Consider the following 22,759-nt stretch of genomic DNA (forward strand, 5'->3'; position numbering starts at 1 on the left):
CAGACTCAACAGATACAGGGAGTTAATATGCTTTGGTCATTTATCGCTGTCTGTTTTTCCGCATGGCTTTATGTCGATGCGTCGTACCGCGGTCCCACCTGGCAGCGCTGGTTGTTTAAACCGGTCACGCTGTTGCTCCTGCTGCTGCTGGCCTGGCAAGCGCCGATGTTCAACGCCGTCAGCTATCTGGTGCTCGCCGGGCTGTGTGCGTCCCTGATAGGCGATGCGCTGACACTGCTCCCCCGCCAGCGTCTGCTCTATGCCGTGGGCGCGTTCTTCCTGTCGCATCTGCTCTATACCATCTACTTTGCCAGCCAGATGACGCTCTCCTTCTTCTGGCCGCTGCCGCTGGTGCTGCTGGTGATTGGCGCGCTGCTGATTGCGGTGATCTGGTCGCGTCTGGAAGAGATGCGTTTGCCGGTCTGTACCTTTATCGCCATGACCCTGGTGATGGTGTGGCTGGCGGGCGAGCTGTGGTTCTTCCGCCCGACCGCTCCGGCGATGTCCGCGTTCTTCGGCGCCGCGCTGCTGCTGCTCGGGAATATCGTCTGGCTGGGCAGCCACTATCGCCGCCGCTTCCGGGCGGATAACGCGATTGCCGCAGCCTGCTACTTTGCCGGGCATTTCCTGATTGTGCGTTCGCTGTATATCTAAATAGCGCTTGACTCTGGAGTCGACTCCAGAGTGTATGCTGCGGTTAATGAGAAAATTATCATTGCCGGAGACTGCCATGTCGACTCCAGAAATACCCAAAAAAGTACCTCAATTCTCGGCACTTAAGCTCAGCCCGGCTCCGTCGAAAGACGACTGCTGCTGCGAAGGCGCGTGCGAAACGCCAACTCAACCCCTTCCTGAAAGCGGCAACCGCTTCAGCTGGGTCGTCAACGGTATGGACTGCGCGGCCTGCGCGCGCAAAGTGGAAAACGCGGTGAAGCAGGTGCCGGGCGTGAGTCACGTTCAGGTGCTGTTCGCCACCGAAAAGCTGCTGGTTAACGCCGATAACGACGTCAGCAAACAGGTTGAAGCCGCCGTCAGCAAGGCGGGCTATACCCTGCGCAGCGAAACGGCGCCCGTTGAAAAAGCCTCTTCCCTGAAAGAAAACCTGCCGCTCATTACCCTCATCATCATGATGGCCCTGAGCTGGGGGCTGGAACAGATTAACCATCCGTTCGGCAATCTGGCGTTTATCGCCACCACGCTGGTCGGGCTGTTCCCGATTGCCCGTCAGGCGCTGCGCCTGATGAAAAGCGGCAGCTGGTTTGCCATCGAAACGCTGATGAGCGTGGCGGCAATCGGCGCGCTGTTCATTGGCGCGACGGCGGAAGCGGCGATGGTGCTGCTGCTGTTCTTAATCGGCGAACGTCTTGAGGGCTGGGCGGCGAGCCGGGCGCGTAAAGGGGTCAGCGCGCTGATGGCGCTGAAGCCGGAAACAGCCACTCGCGTGATAAACGGCACGCGTGAAACGGTCGCCATCAGTACGCTGCGCCCGGGCGACGTGATTGAAGTGGCCGCAGGGGGGCGTCTGCCTGCCGACGGCGCGCTGCTTACCGCCACCGCGAGCTTTGATGAAAGCGCCCTGACCGGGGAATCCATTCCGGTAGAGCGTGCCGCGGGTGAAAAAGTGCCTGCTGGTGCCACCAGCGTCGACCGTCTGGTGCAGCTCACCGTGCTTTCCGAGCCGGGCGACAGCGCCATCGACCGTATCCTGAAGCTGATTGAAGAGGCCGAGGAGCGCCGCGCGCCCGTCGAGCGTTTCATCGACCGTTTTAGCCGGATTTACACCCCTGCCATCATGCTGGTTGCCCTGCTGGTCACCGTCGTCCCGCCGCTGTTCTTTGGCGCGCCGTGGGAGGGATGGATTTATAAAGGGCTGACGCTGCTGCTGATTGGCTGCCCGTGCGCGCTGGTGATCTCCACTCCGGCGGCGATTACCTCCGGGCTGGCGGCTGCGGCACGTCGCGGGGCGCTGATTAAGGGCGGAGCGGCGCTGGAGCAGTTGAGTCAGGTCCAGCATATCGCCTTCGATAAAACCGGTACGTTAACCGTAGGCAAGCCGCAGGTGACCGGCGTTTATCCGCAGGACATCAGTGAAGATGAGCTGCTTACGCTGGCCGCCGCCGTTGAGCAGGGGTCCACTCACCCGCTGGCGCAGGCGATTGTGCGTGAAGCGCAGTCGCGCGGGCTGAACATCCCTCCGGCAACCGCCCAGCGGGCGCTGGTCGGGTCAGGGATTGAGGCCACCGTTGACGGTAAAAAGGTGCTGATTGTCGCGGCGGGTAAGTCTTCTAACTCAGAGGTTGAGGCGTTAGAACAGACCGGACAAACCGTCGTGACCGTCCTGCAGGACGGCGTCGCGGAGGGAATGCTGGCGCTGCGCGACACCCTGCGCGATGACGCCAAAGAAGCCGTGGCGGCGCTGCATCAGCTAGGCGTACAGGGCGTTATTCTCACCGGTGATAACCCTCGCGCGGCGGCAGCGATTGCCGGTGAGCTGGGGCTGGAGTTTAAAGCTGGATTATTGCCCGCGGATAAGGTCAGCGCGGTAACGGAGCTGAACGCTCACGCGCCGCTGGCGATGGTCGGTGACGGGATTAACGATGCCCCGGCGATGAAAGCGTCCACCATTGGTATTGCGATGGGCAGCGGGACCGACGTGGCGCTGGAAACGGCTGACGCGGCGCTGACGCACAACCGCCTGACCGGGCTGGCGCAGATGATTAGCCTGGCGCGGGCGACGCGGGCCAATATCCGTCAAAACATCGGTATCGCGCTCGGGCTGAAAGGGATTTTCCTGGTGACCACGCTGCTGGGCATGACCGGGCTGTGGCTGGCGGTGCTGGCGGATACCGGGGCTACGGTGCTGGTGACGGCGAACGCGCTTCGGCTGCTGCGTCGCCGGTAAAAAAGCCGGGTGGCGGCTACGCCTTACCCGGCCTACAATTCGGCACGACACGTAGGCCCGGTAAGGCGTAGCCGCCACCCGGCTATTTTTCAGGAGAAATAGCTCATCGCCAGGCCTAAAAACAGCACCAGACCGACGTAGTTGTTGTTCATAAACGCTTTAAAGCAGGCGTCGCGCTCACGCTTCGCAATCAGCTTTTGCTGGTACGCAAACAGCAGTCCCGCCATCAGCACGGACCAGTAAAACTCCCAGTTCAGCCCGTTCAGGCGACCGATCGCGACCATCAGCGCCAGTACCGCGACCTGCAGGATACCGATAATCAGCTTGTCCTGACGACCAAAGAGGATGGCGGTAGATTTGATGCCAATTTTCAGGTCATCGTCGCGGTCTACCATCGCGTATTGCGTGTCATACGCCACCGCCCAGAGAATGTTCGCCAGGAACATCAGCCAGCAGCTAAGCGGTAAGGACTCACTAACCGCCGCAAACGCCATCGGAATCGACCAGCCAAACGCCGCGCCCAGCACCACCTGAGGCAGGTGGGTATAGCGCTTCATAAACGGATACACCCAGGCCAGGGCCAGCGCCGCAACGGAAAGCAGAATAGTCATGGTGTTGAGGGTTAACACCAGCAGGAAAGAGAGCAGCACCAGAACAATGAACAGCACGCGGGCTTCTTTCCCGGTGACCTGTCCGCTGGGTAACGGACGACCGGCAGTACGCTTAACATGGCCGTCGAATTTACGATCGGCATAGTCATTCACCACGCAGCCCGCCGCGCGCATCAGCCAGACGCCGGCAACGAATACGCCCAGGATCCACAGCGGCGGCACACCCGGCGTGGCGAGCCACAGCGCCCACAGGGTCGGCCACAATAGCAGTAACGCGCCAATCGGTTTATCGGTACGCATTAAGCGGTGATACGCCAACAGCTTATTCTGCGTCAGGCTCCACTCCATTTTTTCTTCCTCTTAGTACAACGGTGATGCCGGTAAAAAAAGCTCCGTCAGAATTAACGGCTTACCGCTCAGGCGAAGGCGGGAACGACGCCCCCAGAGTTCGGCATCACGACCAATCTCAATAAAATCTCGGGTAAGCTCAGACGAGGTGAAAAGGTAACGCCCCAGCGGCGTTTTCCCCAGACGCTGCAGCGCCAGCTCTGGCCCGGAAAGGGTGGACTCGGGCACCACCGTCCGCCCGGCAAGCCATGGCTCACCGTCAGCACAGAGTAAAATTTCGCGCAGCCAGTAACGTGGCTCCTGCGGCAGCAGCGGCAGCTCGCTGGCGATCTCATCGCCAGAGACAAACCCTTCCTGAATCAGGGTCACCGTGACCGTTTTACCCTGTTGCTCAAAACGTTTCGTCATGGAATCTTCCAGCAACAGCCAGTCAAGCTGCTGCGGATCAAGCGCAGGTATTTGGTCGAAATAGCGCAGCGCACGCAGTTGCGTTAGCGCAGGGTGTGACATGCCAGACTCTCCGATACATAACGTAATGGCATTGTATCGCAGAAACACGGATTGAGGGGGGCCAAACGTTATTTAACGATCACGATCGCAACATGGGCGCAACAGCCTGGCGGATACGAAAAAAAGTGCGCCCACTCAGGCGCACCAAACTACTAACAAATCAGCACTGTGGGGAAACGGTTACCCCTTGCCTTTTACACTGCTGATAAAGGTGGAACGGGCAGTGGTTGAACCTAAACGTTCGGCTTCATCAAGCAGTTTCAGCGCTTTATCGACATCGCCGCGCTTCACCGCCTGCTTAATGGCGTTGTTGAAGTACTCTTCGGTGTCGTTCAGTACCGGCTCAGCTTTCTTCGACGGGGCAGGCGCTGCGGTCACCACCGGTGCGGCTGCCGTGGCAGTTGGCGCGGAATAAGCCGGGGAAGCCGTATTCCCCACCGTAACAGGGCCGTTACCGGAGGAACCAAACAGCGGGCCGACCAGTACGCTGGAACCGCTGTTCGTTTTCACCTTCAGCTTTAACGTTCCATCGGTGACGTGACGAGCAATCGGGTCTGGAATATCAGGAATCGCGTTGCCGGTACCTTTTGCGTAGGCTTTAGCCGGATCGAGCAACGTGGTGGTCTTCTGGAGATCTTGCTCAGTAGTAAAGACCAGAACGTAGAGTTTTTGCTGACCCAGCGCTGGCGTCAGGCGCATGACACCTTCCAGACGATCGGCGCTCATCACGCCGGGTTCCTGATACGTAAAGTATTCGCTTGGGAAAAAGGCAGATGGCGTCATGTTCTGATCGAGAATCAGCACATTAGGCGAAAATACGCTTGTCTGCTTGTTGACTTCACTGGTCAGGGTAATGGCCAGCTCTCCGATATTGGCGGGTACGCTATACGCAGCGACCGGGCCGGTAATACCTAGAACATTAAGTGACTGACCTGCCGTTGAGAGCTGGGTGGTCTGGGTTTTAGACTGATCGACAGGCGTCCAGACAAGCTGTTGCAGTGCCGCTGCCGGAATAGCCGGCGCGGATGTTGTGTTTTGCGGAACGAAATTGACGTTAGCAAGCGTTACAGCAGGCGCACTTGCCAGCAGCCCTGCGGATAAACAAAGGGCAAGGAGAGTTTTGTTCATTTTCATTGTTATCACCTCAAAATGCACAGGTCAGCGGTAGCCAGGCAATAGCGCGCCGTCCCAAGGATTGAGGGGCTTGCGCCCCTCAGTTTGGTCATTACGTCAGGTTAAGACGGTATTACCACCAGATTTCCATCTGGGCGCCGAAGGACCACTCGTCGTTGTCGCCGCGGCTGAAGCTTTTCGCAGTGGTATCGCTATAGGCCATGCCTGGGGTATAACCCGCAACGGAGTTTTTACCTGAAGGCGCATAACCCCATTTCTCATCCCACTTCGCATAGGTTGCAAATACGCGGATTGCCGGACGTGACCAGATGCTGTCGCCAGCCTGCCACTGTTGTGCAAGGGTGATTTTATACTGGTTGTTGGTTTCGCCAGTTTCCTGAGATTTGACGTTGTCGTAGCCCACTTCAAGCAGAGTGCTCATGATAGGCGTCCATTTGTACATAGGACGCACGCCGACGGTCCACCATTTCGTACCGTTGTTGTTATCCCAGTTGATATCCTGGTACATACCGACGTACATCAGGTCCCAGCTATCGCCCAGGGAGATAGCACCGTGGTCAAGTACGCGCCACAGGTGACCATTGTTGTTGATGCCGTAGTTGATATCGTCAGTGGTGCCAATGTTCGAACCTTGCGACAGACCTTTACCCTGAGAGGTCATAGAATCAGTTGCATATTGCAGAACGAATTTGTTGTAGCCTTTCAGCATGCTCTGCGTGTGTTCAGCAGTGAACATCCAGCCATCTTTAGATGCGCCGTCGATCAGGTGATAATCATCACGTGGGTTTGCACGGCCGTAATCAGCCCCCAGCTCCAGGGTACCGCCCGGGTTAATTTCCATCTGGGCTAAACGCACGTCAAAGACATCGTTCGCCGTGCGGGTGGTGTAGTCATAAACGCTGTTGCTGGCGAAGGAAGAAGAACCGCCGGCTTCAGAAGAACGGGTCGCAGCCAGAGAAAGCTTACCGAAACCGACGTCGATGTTTTCCAGACCCGCACCAGGACCTGAAATATCCCAGTAGTAGAAGTCGATCATGTGGACGTCATGACGCTGATAGAAGCGCTTACCGGCCCAGATGGTGGAACCAGGCAGCCATTCAATCAGGTTTTTACCCTGCACGTTAGCTTCACGGAACGCTGGGTCAGTGGCTTCCCAGTCGTTCTGCTGCGCCACGGAGTACGCTACGTTGGTGTCGAAGTAGAAGCTCTTGTCACCTTCTTTCCACACTTCCTGGCCCAGTTTCAATTCCGCATAGGTTTCACATTCGTTACCGAGACGGTATTTACTTTGAGCACCAGTTGCCTGGAAGCACTGTTGTTCGCCGCCACTACCCGTCCAGCCGATACCGGAACGAGCATAACCATGGAAATCCACGGCCAGTGCCTGAGCAGACATTACGCCCGCTGCGACGGCAACTGCCAGAGGAAGTTTGCGCAGAGTAATCATCATTCTATCTCCTGAGATCATTGCTTTTCTTTGAACACTTCACCTGTCGGTTTCGTGTCTTCTTTTGGGATTGCTTAAACGCCTGGCTCTTTGTGCAACCGACGACATGCAGTGCCATCCTCACGGAACAGATGGCAACGCTCTGGCGGCAAGCCGATAGCGAATGTGGCACCCTCTTCTACCAACACCACGTCATTCTGGCGGTAGACCAGGTTCTGACGGATGGCGGGGATCTGGATATGAATCTGTGTTTCGTGACCAAGCTGTTCGACGACCTGAACGTCACCTTCCAGGGTCACATCGGCGATGTGGCTCGGGAGTAAATGTTCAGGACGAATACCCAGGGACATGTTTGCCCCGACCTGTACGTTGGCGCTGTCGACCGGCAGCCAGACCTGCTGGCGGTTTGGCAGCTCCACCTGTACCTGTTCAATGGCTGTCGCGGTCACTTTGACGGGCAGGAAGTTCATCTTTGGCGAGCCAATGAAGCCCGCAACAAAGCGGTCTGCCGGGTAGTGGTATAGCTCCAGCGGTTTACCCACCTGCGCCACGCGGCCGGCATCCAGCACCACGATTTTGTCGGCGAGGGTCATCGCCTCCACCTGATCGTGGGTGACGTAAATCATCGTGCGGCCAAGACGCTTGTGCAGACGGGAGATTTCAATACGCATCTGGACGCGCAGGGCGGCATCCAGGTTAGAGAGAGGTTCATCGAGCAGGAACACGCGCGGTTCGGCCACCAGCGTACGGCCAATCGCCACACGCTGACGCTGACCACCGGAAAGCGCTTTTGGTTTACGCTCCAGCAGGTGCGCCAGCTGTAACACTTCCGCCACCTGCGTCACGCGCTGGTTAATGACCTCTTTCTTCGCGCCGGCCAGCTTCAGGCCGAAGGACATGTTTTCGGCAACGGAAAGGTGGGGATAGAGTGCATAAGACTGGAACACCATGCCTACGCCACGTTCGGCAGGCGGGATGTCGTTCATTCGGGTATCACCAATCAGCAGGTCGCCGCTGGTGATGGTTTCAAGACCGGCAATCATACGCAGCAGAGTAGATTTACCACAGCCTGATGGGCCAACAAACACCACGAATTCGCCTTCGTTGATGTCCAGATTGATGTCTTTTGACACCACAACGTCACCCCAGGCTTTCGTTACATTACGCAGCTGTACGCTCGCCATGCCCTTCTCCCTTCGTTACAACCTGTCACCGACAGAAACATTCAAGATAAGTTCACTATGGGGTATCCATTACTTTCCCGAATCCTCCACCCCCCGCCTTTTTTATGGGGGAGGAGGCGGGAGGATGAGAGAGCAGGCTCTGCGACCGCTGTGGGAGGGCTAAGGCAAAATTCGTGAAGCCGCCTGCAAAATTCGGTGGGGTTTTATGTGCGCCAGCACTCATAACTTAAATTTATGCAACGGAGATCACACAAACGGGGGGTGGGGCGTAGGGGTTGGGAGGATGGAAAGAGGATGTCAAATAAGGAGACTGAGACACGTTGAACCACTGAAGTCATACCACGAGACATCACCAAAAAGGATGGCAGCTATGAATATCAAGACTGGCGCACGCGTTTTCGCATTGTCCGCCCTCGCAGCAATGATCATTTCCGCACCGGCGCTCGCCAAAATTGAAGAAGGCAAACTGGTTATCTGGATTAACGGCGACAAGGGCTATAACGGCCTGGCCGAAGTGGGCAAAAAATTCGAGAAAGACACCGGTATCAAAGTTACCGTAGAACACCCGGACAAGCTGGAAGAGAAATTCCCGCAGGTTGCAGCAACTGGCGACGGCCCGGACATCATCTTCTGGGCGCATGACCGTTTCGGGGGTTACGCGCAGTCTGGCCTGCTGGCTGAAGTGACCCCAGATAAAGCCTTCCAGGACAAACTGTTCCCGTTCACCTGGGACGCCGTTCGCTATAACGGCAAGCTCATCGCTTACCCTATCGCGGTTGAAGCCCTGTCTCTGATTTACAATAAAGACCTGGTACCAAACCCACCGAAAACCTGGGAAGAGATCCCGAAACTGGATAAAGAGCTGAAGGCGAAAGGTAAATCCGCCCTGATGTTCAACCTGCAAGAGCCGTACTTCACCTGGCCACTGATTGCTGCCGACGGCGGTTACGCGTTCAAGTTTGAAAACGGCAAATATGACGTGAAAGACGTGGGCGTGGACAACGCGGGTGCGAAAGCGGGTCTGACCTTCCTGGTCGATCTGATCAAGAACAAACACATGAACGCGGATACCGACTACTCCATCGCGGAAGCGGCGTTCAACAAAGGCGAAACCGCGATGACCATCAACGGTCCGTGGGCCTGGACCAACATCGACAAGAGCAAAATCAACTACGGCGTGACCCTGCTGCCAACCTTCAAAGGCAAGCCGTCTAAACCGTTCGTTGGCGTGCTGAGCGCGGGCATCAACGCCGCCAGCCCGAACAAAGAGCTGGCGAAAGAGTTCCTGGAAAACTACCTGCTGACCGATCAGGGTCTGGATGAAGTGAACAAGGACAAACCGCTGGGCGCCGTTGCGCTGAAATCCTTCCAGGATCAGCTGGCGAAAGACCCACGTATCGCCGCCACCATGGATAACGCCCAGAAAGGCGAAATCATGCCGAACATCCCACAGATGGCAGCGTTCTGGTACGCCACCCGTACCGCGGTCATCAACGCTGCAAGCGGTCGTCAGACTGTCGATGCCGCGCTGAAAGATGCTCAGGGTCGTATTACTAAGTAAGTCTGAAAAACGGCGGGTGGCGCATGCGCTTACCCGCCCTACGACTACGGCACGATCCGTAGGTCAGGTAAGCGCAGCGCCACCTGACGATAAGTTTCCACCGTTGTAGAGGAAGAACCCCATGGATGTCATTAAAAAGAAACGCTGGTGGCAAAGCGACGCGCTGAAGTGGTCAGTGATAGGTCTGCTGTGCCTGCTGGTGGGTTACCTTGTTGTTTTAATGTACGTACAAGGGGAATATCTGTTTGCCATCATGACGCTGATTTTAAGCTCTGCTGGCCTGTATATTTTCGCTAATCGTAAAGCCTATGCCTGGCGCTATGTCTACCCGGGCGTGGCCGGGATGGGGCTGTTTGTCCTGTTCCCGCTGATTTGTACCATCGCCATTGCGTTCACCAACTACAGCAGCACTAACCAGCTTGCGCAGGAACGCGCGCAGCAGGTCCTGCTGGATCGCTCATATCAGGCAGGCAAGACCTTTAACTTCGGCCTGTATCCTGCCGGTAACGAGTGGAAGTTAGCGCTTACTGACGAATCAAGCAGCAAATACTATGTCTCCGACGCGTTCAAGTTTGGTGGCGAGCAGAAGCTGGCCTTAAAAGAGGCTGCGGCCCTGCCGGAAGGTGAACGTGCCAATCTGCGCGTGATTACGCAAAACCGTCAGGCGCTGACCCAGCTCACCGCCGTGCTGCCAGACGAAAGCAAAGTGACCATGAGCTCGCTGCGCCAGTTCTCCGGCACGCAGCCGCTGTATACCCTGGCGGACGACGGCACGCTGACCAACAACCAGAGCGGCGTGAAATATCGTCCGAATAACGACATTGGTTTCTATCAGTCCATTACTGCCGACGGCAAATGGGGTGATGACAAGCTCAGCCCGGGCTATACCGTCACCATCGGCTGGGACAACTTTACCCGCGTGTTTACCGACGAAGGCATTCAGAAACCGTTCTTCGCCATCTTCGTCTGGACGGTGGTCTTCTCGGTGCTGACGGTGATCCTGACCGTGGCCGTGGGCATGGTGCTGGCCTGTCTTGTGCAGTGGGAATCTCTGAAAGGCAAAGCGATTTACCGCGTGCTGTTGATTCTGCCTTACGCCGTACCGTCGTTTATCTCGATTCTGATTTTCAAAGGGCTGTTTAACCAGAGCTTCGGTGAAATCAACATGATGCTGAGCGCCCTGTTTGGTATCAAACCGGCCTGGTTCAGCGATCCAACCACCGCCCGCTCGATGATTATCATCGTGAACACCTGGCTCGGTTATCCGTACATGATGATCCTGTGCATGGGCCTGCTGAAGGCTATCCCGGACGATCTGTATGAAGCCTCGGCGATGGACGGCGCGGGCCCGTTCCAGAACTTCTTCAAGATTACGCTGCCGCTGCTCATTAAGCCGCTGACGCCGCTGATGATTGCCAGCTTCGCCTTTAACTTTAACAACTTCGTGCTGATTCAGCTGTTGACCAACGGCGGCCCGGACCGCCTTGGCACCACGACGCCAGCAGGCTATACCGACCTGCTCGTGAGCTACACCTACCGTATCGCCTTCGAGGGCGGCGGCGGTCAGGACTTCGGTCTGGCGGCGGCGATTGCCACCCTGATCTTCCTGCTGGTAGGCGCCCTGGCGATTGTGAACCTGAAAGCCACACGTATGAAATTTGACTAAGGAGGGCATCGATCATGGCAATGGTACAACCCAAATCTCAGAAACTGCGCCTCCTGGCGACGCACTTAGGCCTGCTGATTTTCATCGCGGCGATCATGTTCCCGCTGCTGATGGTTATCGCCATCTCCCTGCGTTCGGGTAACTTCGCCACCGGAAGCCTGATCCCGGACGAAATTTCCTGGGAGCACTGGAAGCTCGCGCTGGGCTTCAGCGTGGAACACGCGGATGGCCGCGTCACGCCGCCGCCGTTCCCGGTGCTGCTGTGGCTGTGGAACTCGGTGAAAATTGCAGGCATTACCGCCATTGGTATCGTGGCACTTTCCACCACCTGCGCCTACGCCTTCGCCCGTATGCGTTTCCCGGGCAAAGCGACGCTGCTGAAAGGGATGCTGATTTTCCAGATGTTCCCGGCCGTGCTGTCGCTGGTGGCGCTGTATGCCTTGTTTGACCGTCTGGGCCAGTACGTACCCTTTATCGGTCTGAACACCCACGGCGGCGTGATCTTCGCCTATCTTGGCGGTATCGCACTGCATGTATGGACCATTAAAGGCTATTTCGAAACCATCGACGGCTCGCTGGAAGAAGCGGCCGCGCTGGATGGCGCAACCCCTTGGCAGGCGTTCCGCCTGGTGCTGCTGCCGCTGTCGGTGCCGATTCTGGCGGTGGTGTTTATTCTGTCGTTTATCGCTGCGATCACCGAAGTACCGGTTGCCTCACTGTTACTGCGTGATGTGAACAGCTACACCCTGGCCGTAGGTATGCAGCAATACCTCAACCCGCAAAACTACCTGTGGGGCGACTTTGCCGCGGCGGCCGTACTCTCTGCCATCCCGATTACCGTGGTGTTCCTGCTGGCGCAGCGCTGGCTGGTCAACGGCCTGACGGCGGGCGGTGTGAAAGGTTAAGTTTCATTTTGTTATGCCACTGCAACCCTCAACTTTAGACGTATTGTATTGACCCAACTTGTGACTGTTGTTAGGCGGCCTCCGGGCCGCCATTTTTTTATTCGCGTTTCAGCCGCTTCGAGTTGCACAGCCAGAGGGTGATCACCAGCAGCAGGATCGCCGCCGAGTAGATCAGCACGTCGAGTGGAGATTTATGATCGACGATGATCAGCCGCACAATCGCGGTGATCCCAATGTAGACAAAATAACGCAGCGGGAAGTGAAAGCCGGACTGAAAGTACTTCACAATCAGGGCGATAAATTCAAAGTAGAGAAAGTAGACCACCAGGCCTTCCACCAGCGCATATTTGCTGGTTTGTTCAGGGGCGAACAGTACATCCGCGAGATGCACCGTCTCTTTACCCAAAAAGACGACCAGTATCAGGCCAAGGCTCAACAGACCGAGGTTCAGCACGGTCTGGAGGATAGTTGAGATAAACTCAACGCGCGGGCGAGTCAGGGATGTCATACAGCACCTCATTCTCCAGGGCGAGATTCCTGTATAACGCAAAAATGTGACGGGGATCTATATTTTTTGTTTATGTTTGGCGCAACGGAGAGGATTCCCCTCACCCCGGCCCTCTCCCCAAAGGGGCGAGGGGGAAAAGACAGCGCCGAGCGCTCCCCTCTCCCCTTTGGGGAGAGGGTTAGGGTGAGGGGCATCAGCGGAAGTTAACGTTCTTATCACTGGTCATGTCATACAGCTGGAACTTACGCCCAAGCTGCTGACCCCCGTCACGCGTCAGCGGCGTCCAGCCCACTGCCGCACGGCTGCGGGTTGGGCCTGACGAGAACAGATCCAGCGGAATTGACACGTAGACCCCTTTGGTGAAGTCCCCTTCCCCGTATTCGTCCGGCGAGACGTTGGTGATGGTGGCGTAGCCGCCCACCACGACGCCGCTGTCGAAGTGTTTAGAAATATCCAGCGTACCGCCCTTATCGCCCGCCAGGTACTGGCCGACGCTGGCTTTCACCAGCACGTCAGGGGCGAACGACGGCGTCCAGTAGGCGGTCAGATGGCCCGTTTTGACGCTGTAGTCGGTGAACTTCATCATGTCCTGCGCGCTGCGCCAGTCACGCTGCTTGACGTAGTTGGCATCAACCCCGAACGCCCAGTTGCTGTCGACAGGACGATAAAGCACTTCCGCCCCCGCGCCGCCGTACATGGTTTCCAGATACCCGCCGTACACCTGGCCGTAGAAGCCGTTGCCGAAGTACTGGAAGTAGTTGGCCTGCAGGTTATTCACGTAGGCATCGTTCTGCACGTATTCACGCACACGGGTACGCACGCGCGGCAGCGTCGAGTCTTTTGGCGGGTTGGTGTAGTTGAATTTGTCATAGTTGTTGGCGATGTTGCCGAACAGGCTGCCGGTGGTCAGCAGGTGGTCGGTGACCCACAGATCCGCCGTCGCCATGACGCCCAGCTGATACATGTAGAAGTTTTCCGGCCCGCCGACGGACTGGTTCAGCACCGGATCGATATGGAAATCGAAGCGCGATTTATCGATATACCAGCCCTGCTCGGTGGTGTCCGGCACCACGGGCTCGATGCGTTTTTGTACCAGCTCGGTTTCATGCCCGAGCGGCTCGCCTTCAAGATGGCGCTTGAGGCTGGCAACGTCCGTTTCGGTTGTGACCTGCGGCAGGTTGAGACGGTTCTCCGTCACGCGGATCGTGCGGATCCCCTCCGGCAGATCGTTCATAACGATCCGGTTGGCACGTTCGATCCCTTCGCGCGAGTCGCGGTATTTCACCTGCTCGCCGGTGACGTAAAGCGTATCGCCCTTGGTCTGAATCTTTGGATCCGCCAGACCGGCATTGTATTTCAACAGCGTCAGCTGGTTTGCCACCACGGAGTGCTGCAGAATCGCATCCTGCGGCTCCGGCTGGTATGCAGGTCGCGCGTTATCATTGTAGTGCGGCCGCATGTCGTTAAAGTTGGTGCGCAGCGTGAAGCCAAACATCACCGTATTGCCGCGCTCGTAGCTGAGGTTAACGTCGGCCCAGTCGGTGACGCGATAAATGGCGCCGACGTTAAACTTGCTCTTCTGCTCAATCTTCCCGGCGAAGTCCTGCGAGTAGTCATTCCCTTCATACTCCAGCTTCAGGCGTAATGGCTGCCAGGGCGTTTGATACTCCACCCCGCCAAACAGCGAGGCGGGGCCGTGGAACATCTGGTCACCGTTGATGGAACCGGCTTTTTTGTAGCTGTTATCGCGGTAGCAGTATTTATCGCTGTAGGAACAGAACGGGTTTTTCACGTTACCGCTGGTGCCCAGATAGCCCCATCCCAGGCCGAGCGAGAAGTCGAACGGGCCCCAGGCTTTGCTGGCCACAATGTATTCCGCATCAAACAGACCTGTACCACCGATATCTTTGGCACCCACGGACACCTGCGGCATCCAGTAGCTCTCTTCCCACAGGCGCAGCTTGACGTCGAAGGCTTTATCTTTGTAGGTCTGATCGCCGGAGAATGCCTCAACGCTGCTGTATTGTTTCGTACGCACGTCGGTATAGCGCAGCGTGGTTTCAAGCCACGGGAACAGCTGCACCGACGCCGAGTAGTAGCGATACTGGTCGTTATCACGGTAGTTAAGGCTAATTTCTCCTTCGCGCGCCATACGCGCGGTGGGCGTTTGCAGTAAACCGACGCCGCCGAAGTCTGACTGAGACGGGCCAATGGGTGCCGGATACGTTTCTGCATGGCAGGCGGCACTCACGCAGAGCGCCAGCATGCTGTAGAGATAGGTTTTTTTCATTATTCCGGTATCCGCTGAATCAGGGAGTGAAGGATATCGGCGTTAAGCCCGTCATACGCCTTCGTCCAGAAATGGTCGGCAAAACCGACAAAAATGATGCTGCCCGGCATAGGTTCGATATGCCGTTTATTCCAGTAAGCAACGGGGGCTTTTTGTGTGTGTCCGTCAGGGTAAACCACCCAGGCGTAGCTGTTATCGGCACCGCTCAGCAGGCTCTGCTCGTCGAGGTAGCTCGCCACGTCACGACCGGGCGTAAAGGGCTTTTTACCCGGGCTGCTGATAAGCCCCATCACGGTCACCGTCGTCGGCTTCACCGGCAGCCAGAGCGTATACTCCCCTTCAAGCGTGGGGTTGCCCTTTTCCGTGACGCGCACTTCATCTGGATCAAGATTCACTATCTGACGGCCCGTCACCTTCAGCGCCTGCAGCTGCTGGCGAACGCTGTTAATGGCCGCCGCGTCGTCGCCATCTTCCTGCTCCGCTAACCCCGTCAGCCTGGCCAGGAGCGCCTTGTGCTGTTGTTCCGCTTCAGCGGTCTTCTGCCGTTCAGCGATTACTGCCCCCGGCCACCAGCTGTTGGCGAGCCTTGGCTGTCCGACGAGATCGATCAGATGCTCGGCGTGGGTTAAGGTTTTGGGTTTTTCACTGTCCGGCGTGTAGACATTTACCGTCCCTGCGGACCATGCCAGCGGCGCGGCAAGGCTGGCGAGAAGCGCAACGTTGATGAGCGTTTTCATGATTTCGCCGCCTTGATCAGGGTGGTTTTCACCGGGAAGAATCCGGCACCGAGATACTGCAGGGACTGGCGGATCTGCCCTTCCTCGTCGATCCAGAAGCGGTTGTGCCAGGTGGCCTGGTCGGTGGTGACTTCTTCATCCAGCACGCGGACATGGGTTTCGTCGCTGCCGACTTTCACGCTGTCCGTACCGTCCCAGCGGAAGGTCGAGCGTGCCGTGGCGTAACGCACCTGCTTATGTTCGGTCCAGCCCATCGTGCGCGTCCAGCTTGCGCCGTCGGCGATCTGGTTCGGCTTGAGCAGCGGATCGGCAGCGATATTATTCACTTCCAGCAGGTTGTCGCCACCCAATAGGGTTTTCACGATACGGCCATGCTGCGTCACGATGGTGGCCTGATCCTGCGTCACCCATTTCTGCTGCCCGTTTTCATCGAAAGCGAGCACCACAAACAGCTGCGGGCCATCGTTAAGCTGCATGTACTGACTGGCATAGGGCATGTTTTGAAGTTCGTCATCGGTCAGATGTACGCCCGGTGTACCGAACATGCTTTCCCACAGTGAGTTTCCCAGCCCTTTAGTGGTGGCCGAGCACGCCTGCAGCAGCAGGCAAATCAGAATGATTGCAGGTCGCTTCACGACTCTTCTCCGAAGGGGCGAAATAACCACACCGAAGTGTGGTTATGATTAAAACACCCGCTATTACTGGGTGCTGGTTGTCGTGGTGGTCGTGGTTCCGGTATTGGAGCCATCACCGCCACCGGTTGCCGCCAGCGCGACACCCACGGCTGAACTTACGGTGCTGGCGCTGGCTGCGGTAGAACTACCCGCAGACGCAGACGTCGCAGCCGAACCTGCCGCTTCTCCGACCTGAACCGGAGCTGCATAAACAGATGTCGCCGCAAGCGCAGATATGGCAAAAATGCCATACAGTACTTTCTTCATAACAATTTCCCTTCAATGAATGAATGGAGATTTGCCCGAAAAGAATTTCAGGCGGAATCGAGTATACACAACTCCTGCCGTGGGTTTGCCGTAAGGGGAAATAGGGAGAGGGTTTTCGGACTAATGGTTAAAATGGAAATGAAAGACAAATAGCAGAAATATATAATAGATAAAATTCAATGAGTTATAATATATACATATTAATGAACTACTGCGTATTTTCTTAAAATAAACCTCAGCAATTAACGGGTTAAGCGCCTTTTTCGGATTAAACTCAGATCCAGAATTTGAGTTAACTAACAGACATCAGGAATTATCCGATAAAAAAATGCCGGCATTAAGCCGGCACGTTTTCATGACGTTTTAATTACGCTCGCCATGCTTTATAACGGTTGATCAAACCATTTGTCGAGCTGTCATGGCTGGCAATCGCTTTATCGTCACCCAGCTCTGGCAGAATACGGTTTGCCAGCTGTTTGCCCAGCTCAACGCCCCACTGGTCAAAGGTGAAGATGTTCAGGATGGCACCCTGCGTGAAGATCTTGTGCTCGTACAGGGCAATCAGCGCACCCAGGCTGAACGGCGTGATTTCACGCAACAGGATGGAGTTGGTTGGACGGTTGCCTTCGAACACTTTGAACGGCACAACGTGGTCCAGGGTTGCCGGATCTTTACCCTGGTCACGGTATTCCTGCTCAACCACCTCGCGGGATTTACCGAACGCCAGCGCTTCGGTCTGCGCAAAGAAGTTCGACAGCAGCTTCGGATGGTGGTCGGACAGCGGGTTATGGGTGATAGCCGGGGCGATGAAATCGCACGGTACCATTTTGGTGCCCTGGTGGATCAGCTGGTAGAAGGCATGCTGGCCGTTGGTGCCCGGCTCGCCCCAGATGATTGGGCCAGTCTGGTAATCCACCGCGTTGCCGTTACGGTCAACGTATTTACCGTTGGATTCCATGTTGCCCTGCTGGAAGTAGGCTGCAAAGCGGTGCATATACTGGTCGTACGGCAGGATCGCTTCGGTTTCAGCGCCGAAGAAGTTGTTGTACCAGATACCGATCAGCGCCAGCAGCACCGGCAGGTTTTTCTCTGGTGCGGTCGTGGAGAAGTGTTTATCCATCGCGTGCGCGCCGGAGAGCAGCTCAACGAAGTTGTCGAAGCCCACGGACAGGATGATGGACAGACCGATCGCAGACCACAGGGAGTAGCGGCCGCCAACCCAGTCCCAGAACTCGAACATATTCGCGGTATCAATGCCGAACTCGCTGACCGCTTTACCGTTGGTAGACAGCGCCGCGAAGTGTTTCGCCACGTGCTTGTTGTCGCCCGCGGTTTTCAGGAACCAGTCGCGCGCGCTGTGGGCGTTGGTCATGGTTTCCTGAGTGGTGAAGGTTTTGGAGGCAACCAGGAACAGGGTGGTTTCCGGGTTTACGTTCTTCAGCACTTCGGCGATGTGGGTACCATCGACGTTAGACACAAAGTGCATATTGAGGTGGTTTTTGTACGGGCGCAGCGCTTCGGTCACCATGAACGGACCGAGGTCAGAGCCGCCGATACCGATGTTAACCACGTCGGTGATCGCTTTGCCGGTGTAGCCTTTCCAGCTACCGGAGATGATCGCCTCGGAGAAGGCTTTCATCTTTTCCAGCACCGCGTTCACTTCCGGCATGACGTCTTTGCCGTCAACGATGATTGGCGTATTGCTACGGTTACGCAGGGCCACGTGAAGCACGGCACGGTCTTCGGTGCGGTTGATCTTCTCACCGGAGAACATGGATTTGATGGCGTCGGCAAGCTCAGTCTCTTTCGCCAGATCCTGCAGTTTTGCCAGCGTCTCTTCGGTAATGCGGTTTTTGGAGAAATCCACCAGCATCAGGTCGTCGAAGGTCGCGGAGAACTTAGCGAAACGATCGGCATCTTTCGCGAACAGATCCGCGATGGTGACGTCTTTCATTTCATCAAAATGTTTCTGGAGTGCCTGCCAGGCAGCGGTCTGCGTTGGGTTGATGTTTTTCATTAGCAATACTCTTCTGATTTGAGAATTGTGACTGCGGTCGATTGTAGCGCCTGCAAATAAAAATTGTGATGGTTTTTATGCCATTGCCCTGGCCTGCATCAAACACAGGTGAAAAGACCCAAAAAGTATAGCTGCTGTCGAAGCCTCCTGGGGCGGCGAAATGTCGCCCAAAACAGGCTAAAATGGAGCATAAAATATGGCCCTGTTATAAGTCCTGTTTCTCAGGGGTACCCCCCCATAAAAAATCCGCATAATCCCAGCATTGACAGGACCTCCCCCGCATTTTATTTATAGGGCCGTATTTTGCGCCTGCACCTGTTTTCGTTTCACTCTTGTGCCAAGGTCGCTTATTCATTCCCTGACACGAGGTTGTTATGACGAGTTTTGTGGTCGCCAAATTTGGCGGCACCAGTGTGGCCGATTACGATGCCATGAACCGCAGCGCCGATGTGGTGCTGGCCGATCCGAATACCCGCCTGGTGGTGCTGTCTGCCTCCGCCGGCGTGACGAACCTGCTGGTTTCTCTGTCTGAAGGACTGGAAGCGACAGAACGTTTCGTGAAGCTGGATGCACTGCGCAAAATTCAGTTCGACATTCTTGAGCGTCTGCAGAACCCGAACGTCATCCGCGAGGAAGTGGAACGTCTGCTGGAAAATATCACCACCCTGGCAGAAGCGGCCTCTCTGGCCACCTCCACCGCCCTGACCGACGAACTGGTCAGCCACGGCGAGCTGATGTCCACCCTGCTGTTTGTTGAAATCATGCGCGAGCGTAACATTCAGGCGCAGTGGTTTGACGTGCGTAAAGTGATGCGTACCAGCGATCGCTTTGGTCGTGCCGAGCCGGACGTTGAGGCGCTGGCAGAGCTGACCAATCAGCAGTTGGCACCACGCCTGGCAGACGGTATCGTGATCACCCAGGGCTTTATCGGCAGTGAAGCGAAAGGCCGCACCACCACGCTTGGCCGCGGCGGCAGCGACTACACCGCCGCGCTGCTGGGCGAAGCCCTGCATGCAACGCGCGTGGATATCTGGACGGACGTTCCGGGCATTTACACCACCGATCCGCGCGTCGTTTCTGCAGCTAAACGTATTGATGTGATCGCCTTTGAAGAAGCGGCGGAAATGGCCACCTTCGGCGCGAAAGTGCTGCACCCGGCAACGCTGCTGCCAGCCGTACGCAGCGATATTCCCGTCTTCGTCGGCTCCAGTAAAGATCCGAAAGCGGGCGGGACGCTGGTCTGCAAGAAAACGGAAAACCCACCGCTGTTCCGCGCCCTGGCCCTGCGTCGTCGCCAGACGCTGGTGACGCTCCACAGCCACAATATGCTGCATTCCCGCGGTTTCCTGGCGGAAGTGTTTGGCATTCTGGCGCGCCACAATATCTCCGTGGACCTTATCACCACCTCTGAAGTGAGCATTGCGCTGACGCTGGACACCACCGGCTCTACCTCCACCGGCGACACACTGCTGACGCAGTCTCTGTTGATTGAGCTGTCTGAACTGTGCCGCGTGGAAGTAGAAGAAGACCTGGCGCTGGTTGCCATCATTGGCAACAAGCTGTCGCGCGCCTGCGGCGTGGGTAAAGAGGTGTTCGGCGTACTCGACCCGTTCAGCATCCGCATGATCTGCTACGGCGCGTCCAGCTACAACCTCTGCTTCCTCGTGCCTGCCGATCAGGCCGAGCAGGTCGTGCAGAAACTTCATCAGAATTTGTTTGAATAAAATTCGTTAGCACGATAAACAATACCTATAAGCCGGGCACAGACCCGGCTTTTTCATAACTAAACAACACGACAATACTGCAAGGAATCCACTATGTTATCCGTCATCACACGGCTGTTCCCGTTATGGGCGCTGCTGCTCTCCGTACTCGCGTATTACACCCCCGCCACCTTCACGGGCATTGGTCCGTGGGTCGCCACGCTGCTGATGCTGATCATGTTCGGTATGGGCGTGCATCTGAAAATCGACGACTTCAAACGCGTGCTCTCTCGCCCTGCACCCGTCGCAGCAGGGATCTTCCTGCACTACCTGGTGATGCCGCTTGCGGCGTGGCTGCTGGCGATGGCCTTTAAGATGCCACCCGATCTCTCCGCCGGGATGGTGCTGGTGGGCAGCGTGGCTAGCGGCACGGCGTCCAACGTCATGATCTACCTGGCGAAAGGCGACGTGGCGCTCTCCGTCACGATCTCGTCCGTTTCCACGCTGGTGGGCGTGATTGCCACGCCGCTGTTAACTCGCCTGTACGTGGACGCGCATATTCAGGTGGACGTGATGGGCATGCTGCTCAGCATTCTGCAGATTGTAGTGATCCCGATTGCGCTGGGGCTGGTCATTCACCATCTTTTCCCGCGCGTGGTGAAGGCCGTTGAGTCGTACCTGCCCGCGTTTTCGATGGTCTGCATTCTGGCGATCATCAGCGCCGTGGTGGCGGGTTCCGCATCGCACATTGCCTCCGTGGGCTTTGTGGTGATCATCGCGGTGGTGCTGCATAACACCATTGGCCTGCTGGGCGGCTACTGGGGCGGGAAGCTGTTTGGTTTTGACGAATCGACCTGCCGCACGCTGGCAATCGAGGTAGGCATGCAGAACTCCGGCCTGGCGGCGGCGCTCGGCAAAATTTACTTCTCCCCGCTGGCGGCCCTGCCCGGCGCGCTGTTCTCCGTCTGGCATAACCTCTCCGGCTCGCTGCTGGCGGGCTACTGGTCCGGCAAACCGATTGATGAGCAAACGAAAAAAGATGCGGTGAAGCAGGGTTAATTTACGCGGCTTGCTTTACACTGAAGCCTCCCCTTCAGGAGGCTTCAGCAATGGCTACACCACGTTTGACCCAGAAAGACATGACGGAAGCCGAGCAGCGCGAACTGAAAACGCTTCTCGACCGCGCCCGTATCGCACATGGCCGCACGCTGACGAACGCCGAAACCAATCAGGTGAAAAAAGAGTACATCGATAAGCTGATGGCGCAGCGTGAGGCCGCGGCGAAAAAAGCCCGCAAGCTGAAAAAAGAGCAGACTTATAAACCGGATGCAGAGGCGACCTTCTCCTGGTCGGCCACCACGTCAACCCGTGGAAGGCGCTAATCAGCGCCCTTTCTTTTTACGCCCCGGCTGGGTAAAGCGCTTTCCGTTACCCGGCTTGCCTCGCCCTTTCTCTTCCGCCTGCGGCGCCTTTACGACCGGGCGCTTAATCGCCTGGGTTTTCGGTTTGGCTTTAGCTTTCGGCTTCGCTTCAGACGACGAGTTCTCGATAAGCTTGAACAGCTCAATCAGCTCGTCATCCGTTAAGTCGCGCCACTCGCCCAGCGGAATACCGGACAGGCTGACGTTCATGATGCGCGTGCGTTCCAGCTTCGTCACTTCATAACCGAAGTGTTCGCACATGCGGCGGATCTGGCGGTTCAGGCCCTGCACCAGCGTAATGCGGAACGCGAACGGTGCTTCTTTCTTGACCTTACACTTCTTCGTGACGGTGCCGAGGATCGGCACACCGGCGCCCATGCCGCGAATAAATTCGTCCGTGACCGGCTTGTTCACCGTCACAATGTACTCTTTCTCGTGGTCGTTACCGGCACGCAGGATTTTGTTGACCAGATCGCCGTGGTTGGTGAGGAAAATCAGCCCCTGAGAGTCTTTATCCAGACGGCCAATCGGGAAGATACGGCTGCTGTGGTTTACGAAATCAACGATGTTGTCCCGCTCACCGTCTTCCGTGGTGCTGACAATCCCAACCGGTTTATTCAACGCGATAAACACCAGATCTTCAGCATCACGCGGCTCGATGACCTGACCATTCACTTTAACCACATCGCCAGGGGCCACCTGATCGCCGATGGTGGCGCGTTTGCCGTTAAGAAACACGTTACCTTGTTCAATGTAACGGTCAGCCTCGCGACGTGAGCAGATCCCGCTCTCGCTAATGTATTTGTTTAATCGGGTTGATTGAGTTGGCAGCATAGTTTCTCCTGTGAAGGGCGAAATATACCTTACCTTGCGG

Annotated in this window: 20 protein-coding genes; 8 read left to right on the forward strand and 12 right to left on the reverse strand. The window is 56.6% G+C overall.

Features of this window, described 5'->3' with window-relative positions; genetic code table 11:
- Nucleotides 1-27: 27 nt before the first annotated feature.
- Nucleotides 28-654, forward strand: a complete 627-nt coding sequence (locus tag NQ230_RS21840; protein WP_028017965.1) for a lysoplasmalogenase — start codon at nucleotides 28-30, stop codon at nucleotides 652-654.
- Nucleotides 655-730: 76 nt separating this feature from the next.
- Complete coding sequence (gene zntA, locus NQ230_RS21845) at nucleotides 731-2,902, forward strand: Zn(II)/Cd(II)/Pb(II) translocating P-type ATPase ZntA (RefSeq protein ID WP_257259130.1); 2,172 nt, start codon at nucleotides 731-733, stop codon at nucleotides 2,900-2,902.
- Between the two features lie 89 nt (nucleotides 2,903-2,991).
- Here the strand turns inward: zntA and ubiA are convergent, their stop codons facing one another.
- The 5 genes from ubiA to malK all read right to left on the reverse strand — a co-directional run bounded on the left by ubiA (nucleotide 2,992) and on the right by malK (nucleotide 8,136).
- On the reverse strand, nucleotides 2,992-3,861 hold the full coding sequence (ubiA, locus tag NQ230_RS21850; RefSeq protein WP_257259132.1) for a 4-hydroxybenzoate octaprenyltransferase: 870 nt from the start codon (nucleotides 3,859-3,861) through the stop codon (nucleotides 2,992-2,994).
- A gap of 12 nt (nucleotides 3,862-3,873) precedes the next feature.
- Nucleotides 3,874-4,371 (reverse strand): chorismate lyase, encoded by a 498-nt coding sequence (ubiC, locus tag NQ230_RS21855; RefSeq protein WP_023334136.1) that lies wholly within the window; start codon nucleotides 4,369-4,371, stop codon nucleotides 3,874-3,876.
- 180 nt (nucleotides 4,372-4,551) lie between these two features.
- Nucleotides 4,552-5,505, reverse strand: coding sequence for a maltose operon protein MalM (gene malM / locus NQ230_RS21860; protein ID WP_257259134.1), 954 nt, complete (start codon nucleotides 5,503-5,505; stop codon nucleotides 4,552-4,554).
- Between the two features lie 112 nt (nucleotides 5,506-5,617).
- Entirely contained in the window at nucleotides 5,618-6,955 is a 1,338-nt protein-coding gene (locus NQ230_RS21865; protein ID WP_121426216.1) for a maltoporin, read from the reverse strand.
- Between the two features lie 71 nt (nucleotides 6,956-7,026).
- Nucleotides 7,027-8,136, reverse strand: coding sequence for a maltose/maltodextrin ABC transporter ATP-binding protein MalK (gene malK, locus NQ230_RS21870; RefSeq protein WP_023310005.1), 1,110 nt, complete (start codon nucleotides 8,134-8,136; stop codon nucleotides 7,027-7,029).
- Between the two features lie 370 nt (nucleotides 8,137-8,506).
- Here malK and malE point away from each other — a divergent pair, with 370 nt between their 5' ends.
- The 3 genes from malE (at nucleotide 8,507) to malG (ending at nucleotide 12,268) form a co-directional block, all read left to right on the forward strand.
- A complete protein-coding gene (gene malE, locus NQ230_RS21875) occupies nucleotides 8,507-9,697 on the forward strand; it encodes a maltose/maltodextrin ABC transporter substrate-binding protein MalE (RefSeq protein WP_257259146.1) in 1,191 nt (396 codons plus the stop codon).
- A gap of 121 nt (nucleotides 9,698-9,818) precedes the next feature.
- A complete protein-coding gene (gene malF / locus NQ230_RS21880) occupies nucleotides 9,819-11,363 on the forward strand; it encodes a maltose ABC transporter permease MalF (RefSeq protein WP_257259148.1) in 1,545 nt (514 codons plus the stop codon).
- Between the two features lie 14 nt (nucleotides 11,364-11,377).
- Nucleotides 11,378-12,268, forward strand: coding sequence for a maltose ABC transporter permease MalG (gene malG / locus NQ230_RS21885; RefSeq protein WP_023310002.1), 891 nt, complete (start codon nucleotides 11,378-11,380; stop codon nucleotides 12,266-12,268).
- A gap of 97 nt (nucleotides 12,269-12,365) precedes the next feature.
- Here the strand turns inward: malG and psiE are convergent, their stop codons facing one another.
- From psiE to pgi, 6 genes are all read right to left on the reverse strand, one after another.
- A complete protein-coding gene (psiE, locus tag NQ230_RS21890; protein WP_000202963.1) occupies nucleotides 12,366-12,776 on the reverse strand; it encodes a phosphate-starvation-inducible protein PsiE in 411 nt (136 codons plus the stop codon).
- Between the two features lie 193 nt (nucleotides 12,777-12,969).
- Nucleotides 12,970-15,066, reverse strand: a complete 2,097-nt coding sequence (locus NQ230_RS21895; RefSeq protein WP_121426214.1) for a YjbH domain-containing protein — start codon at nucleotides 15,064-15,066, stop codon at nucleotides 12,970-12,972.
- Nucleotides 15,066-15,803 (reverse strand): capsule biosynthesis GfcC family protein, encoded by a 738-nt coding sequence (locus NQ230_RS21900; protein ID WP_257259151.1) that lies wholly within the window; start codon nucleotides 15,801-15,803, stop codon nucleotides 15,066-15,068. Before NQ230_RS21900 ends, NQ230_RS21895 begins: the two co-directional genes overlap by 1 nt.
- Nucleotides 15,800-16,438, reverse strand: coding sequence for a YjbF family lipoprotein (locus tag NQ230_RS21905; protein ID WP_126797440.1), 639 nt, complete (start codon nucleotides 16,436-16,438; stop codon nucleotides 15,800-15,802). The genes NQ230_RS21900 and NQ230_RS21905 overlap by 4 nt, the downstream gene beginning before the upstream one ends.
- A gap of 63 nt (nucleotides 16,439-16,501) precedes the next feature.
- Complete coding sequence (gene yjbE, locus NQ230_RS21910) at nucleotides 16,502-16,744, reverse strand: exopolysaccharide production protein YjbE (protein ID WP_008503423.1); 243 nt, start codon at nucleotides 16,742-16,744, stop codon at nucleotides 16,502-16,504.
- Nucleotides 16,745-17,111: 367 nt separating this feature from the next.
- Nucleotides 17,112-18,761, reverse strand: coding sequence for a glucose-6-phosphate isomerase (gene pgi / locus NQ230_RS21915; protein ID WP_121426211.1), 1,650 nt, complete (start codon nucleotides 18,759-18,761; stop codon nucleotides 17,112-17,114).
- A gap of 374 nt (nucleotides 18,762-19,135) precedes the next feature.
- Here pgi and lysC point away from each other — a divergent pair, with 374 nt between their 5' ends.
- The 3 genes from lysC (at nucleotide 19,136) to NQ230_RS21930 (ending at nucleotide 21,846) form a co-directional block, all read left to right on the forward strand.
- Complete coding sequence (lysC, locus tag NQ230_RS21920) at nucleotides 19,136-20,485, forward strand: lysine-sensitive aspartokinase 3 (protein WP_023334126.1); 1,350 nt, start codon at nucleotides 19,136-19,138, stop codon at nucleotides 20,483-20,485.
- 93 nt (nucleotides 20,486-20,578) lie between these two features.
- The gene (gene panS / locus NQ230_RS21925; protein WP_159515309.1) at nucleotides 20,579-21,523 is read left to right on the forward strand and encodes a ketopantoate/pantoate/pantothenate transporter PanS; all 945 of its coding nucleotides are present in this window, start codon (nucleotides 20,579-20,581) and stop codon (nucleotides 21,521-21,523) included.
- A 50-nt stretch (nucleotides 21,524-21,573) separates the two neighbouring features.
- On the forward strand, nucleotides 21,574-21,846 hold the full coding sequence (locus NQ230_RS21930) for a YjbD family protein (RefSeq protein ID WP_121426208.1): 273 nt from the start codon (nucleotides 21,574-21,576) through the stop codon (nucleotides 21,844-21,846).
- On the opposite strand, the gene rluF is transcribed toward NQ230_RS21930, so the two are convergent.
- Nucleotides 21,847-22,719, reverse strand: a complete 873-nt coding sequence (gene rluF / locus NQ230_RS21935; RefSeq protein WP_159515308.1) for a 23S rRNA pseudouridine(2604) synthase RluF — start codon at nucleotides 22,717-22,719, stop codon at nucleotides 21,847-21,849.
- Nucleotides 22,720-22,759: the final 40 nt, after the last annotated feature.

The organism is Enterobacter asburiae (assembly GCF_024599655.1).
GTDB lineage: Bacteria > Pseudomonadota > Gammaproteobacteria > Enterobacterales > Enterobacteriaceae > Enterobacter > Enterobacter asburiae_D.

What these genes read in the sequence shown, in the direction of transcription:
- malM (WP_257259134.1), bottom strand. Translation starts at nt 5,505, where the DNA reads ATGAAAATGAACAAAACTCTCCTTGCCCTTTGTTTATCCGCAGGGCTG.
- rluF (WP_159515308.1), bottom strand. Translation starts at nt 22,719, where the DNA reads ATGCTGCCAACTCAATCAACCCGATTAAACAAATACATTAGCGAGAGC.
- zntA (WP_257259130.1), top strand. Translation starts at nt 731, where the DNA reads ATGTCGACTCCAGAAATACCCAAAAAAGTACCTCAATTCTCGGCACTT.
- panS (WP_159515309.1), top strand. Translation starts at nt 20,579, where the DNA reads ATGTTATCCGTCATCACACGGCTGTTCCCGTTATGGGCGCTGCTGCTC.
- yjbE (WP_008503423.1), bottom strand. Translation starts at nt 16,744, where the DNA reads ATGAAGAAAGTACTGTATGGCATTTTTGCCATATCTGCGCTTGCGGCG.
- NQ230_RS21900 (WP_257259151.1), bottom strand. Translation starts at nt 15,803, where the DNA reads ATGAAAACGCTCATCAACGTTGCGCTTCTCGCCAGCCTTGCCGCGCCG.
- NQ230_RS21865 (WP_121426216.1), bottom strand. Translation starts at nt 6,955, where the DNA reads ATGATGATTACTCTGCGCAAACTTCCTCTGGCAGTTGCCGTCGCAGCG.
- NQ230_RS21840 (WP_028017965.1), top strand. Translation starts at nt 28, where the DNA reads ATGCTTTGGTCATTTATCGCTGTCTGTTTTTCCGCATGGCTTTATGTC.
- NQ230_RS21895 (WP_121426214.1), bottom strand. Translation starts at nt 15,066, where the DNA reads ATGAAAAAAACCTATCTCTACAGCATGCTGGCGCTCTGCGTGAGTGCC.
- malF (WP_257259148.1), top strand. Translation starts at nt 9,819, where the DNA reads ATGGATGTCATTAAAAAGAAACGCTGGTGGCAAAGCGACGCGCTGAAG.
- pgi (WP_121426211.1), bottom strand. Translation starts at nt 18,761, where the DNA reads ATGAAAAACATCAACCCAACGCAGACCGCTGCCTGGCAGGCACTCCAG.
- malG (WP_023310002.1), top strand. Translation starts at nt 11,378, where the DNA reads ATGGCAATGGTACAACCCAAATCTCAGAAACTGCGCCTCCTGGCGACG.
- malK (WP_023310005.1), bottom strand. Translation starts at nt 8,136, where the DNA reads ATGGCGAGCGTACAGCTGCGTAATGTAACGAAAGCCTGGGGTGACGTT.
- ubiC (WP_023334136.1), bottom strand. Translation starts at nt 4,371, where the DNA reads ATGTCACACCCTGCGCTAACGCAACTGCGTGCGCTGCGCTATTTCGAC.
- NQ230_RS21930 (WP_121426208.1), top strand. Translation starts at nt 21,574, where the DNA reads ATGGCTACACCACGTTTGACCCAGAAAGACATGACGGAAGCCGAGCAG.
- psiE (WP_000202963.1), bottom strand. Translation starts at nt 12,776, where the DNA reads ATGACATCCCTGACTCGCCCGCGCGTTGAGTTTATCTCAACTATCCTC.
- ubiA (WP_257259132.1), bottom strand. Translation starts at nt 3,861, where the DNA reads ATGGAGTGGAGCCTGACGCAGAATAAGCTGTTGGCGTATCACCGCTTA.
- malE (WP_257259146.1), top strand. Translation starts at nt 8,507, where the DNA reads ATGAATATCAAGACTGGCGCACGCGTTTTCGCATTGTCCGCCCTCGCA.
- lysC (WP_023334126.1), top strand. Translation starts at nt 19,136, where the DNA reads ATGACGAGTTTTGTGGTCGCCAAATTTGGCGGCACCAGTGTGGCCGAT.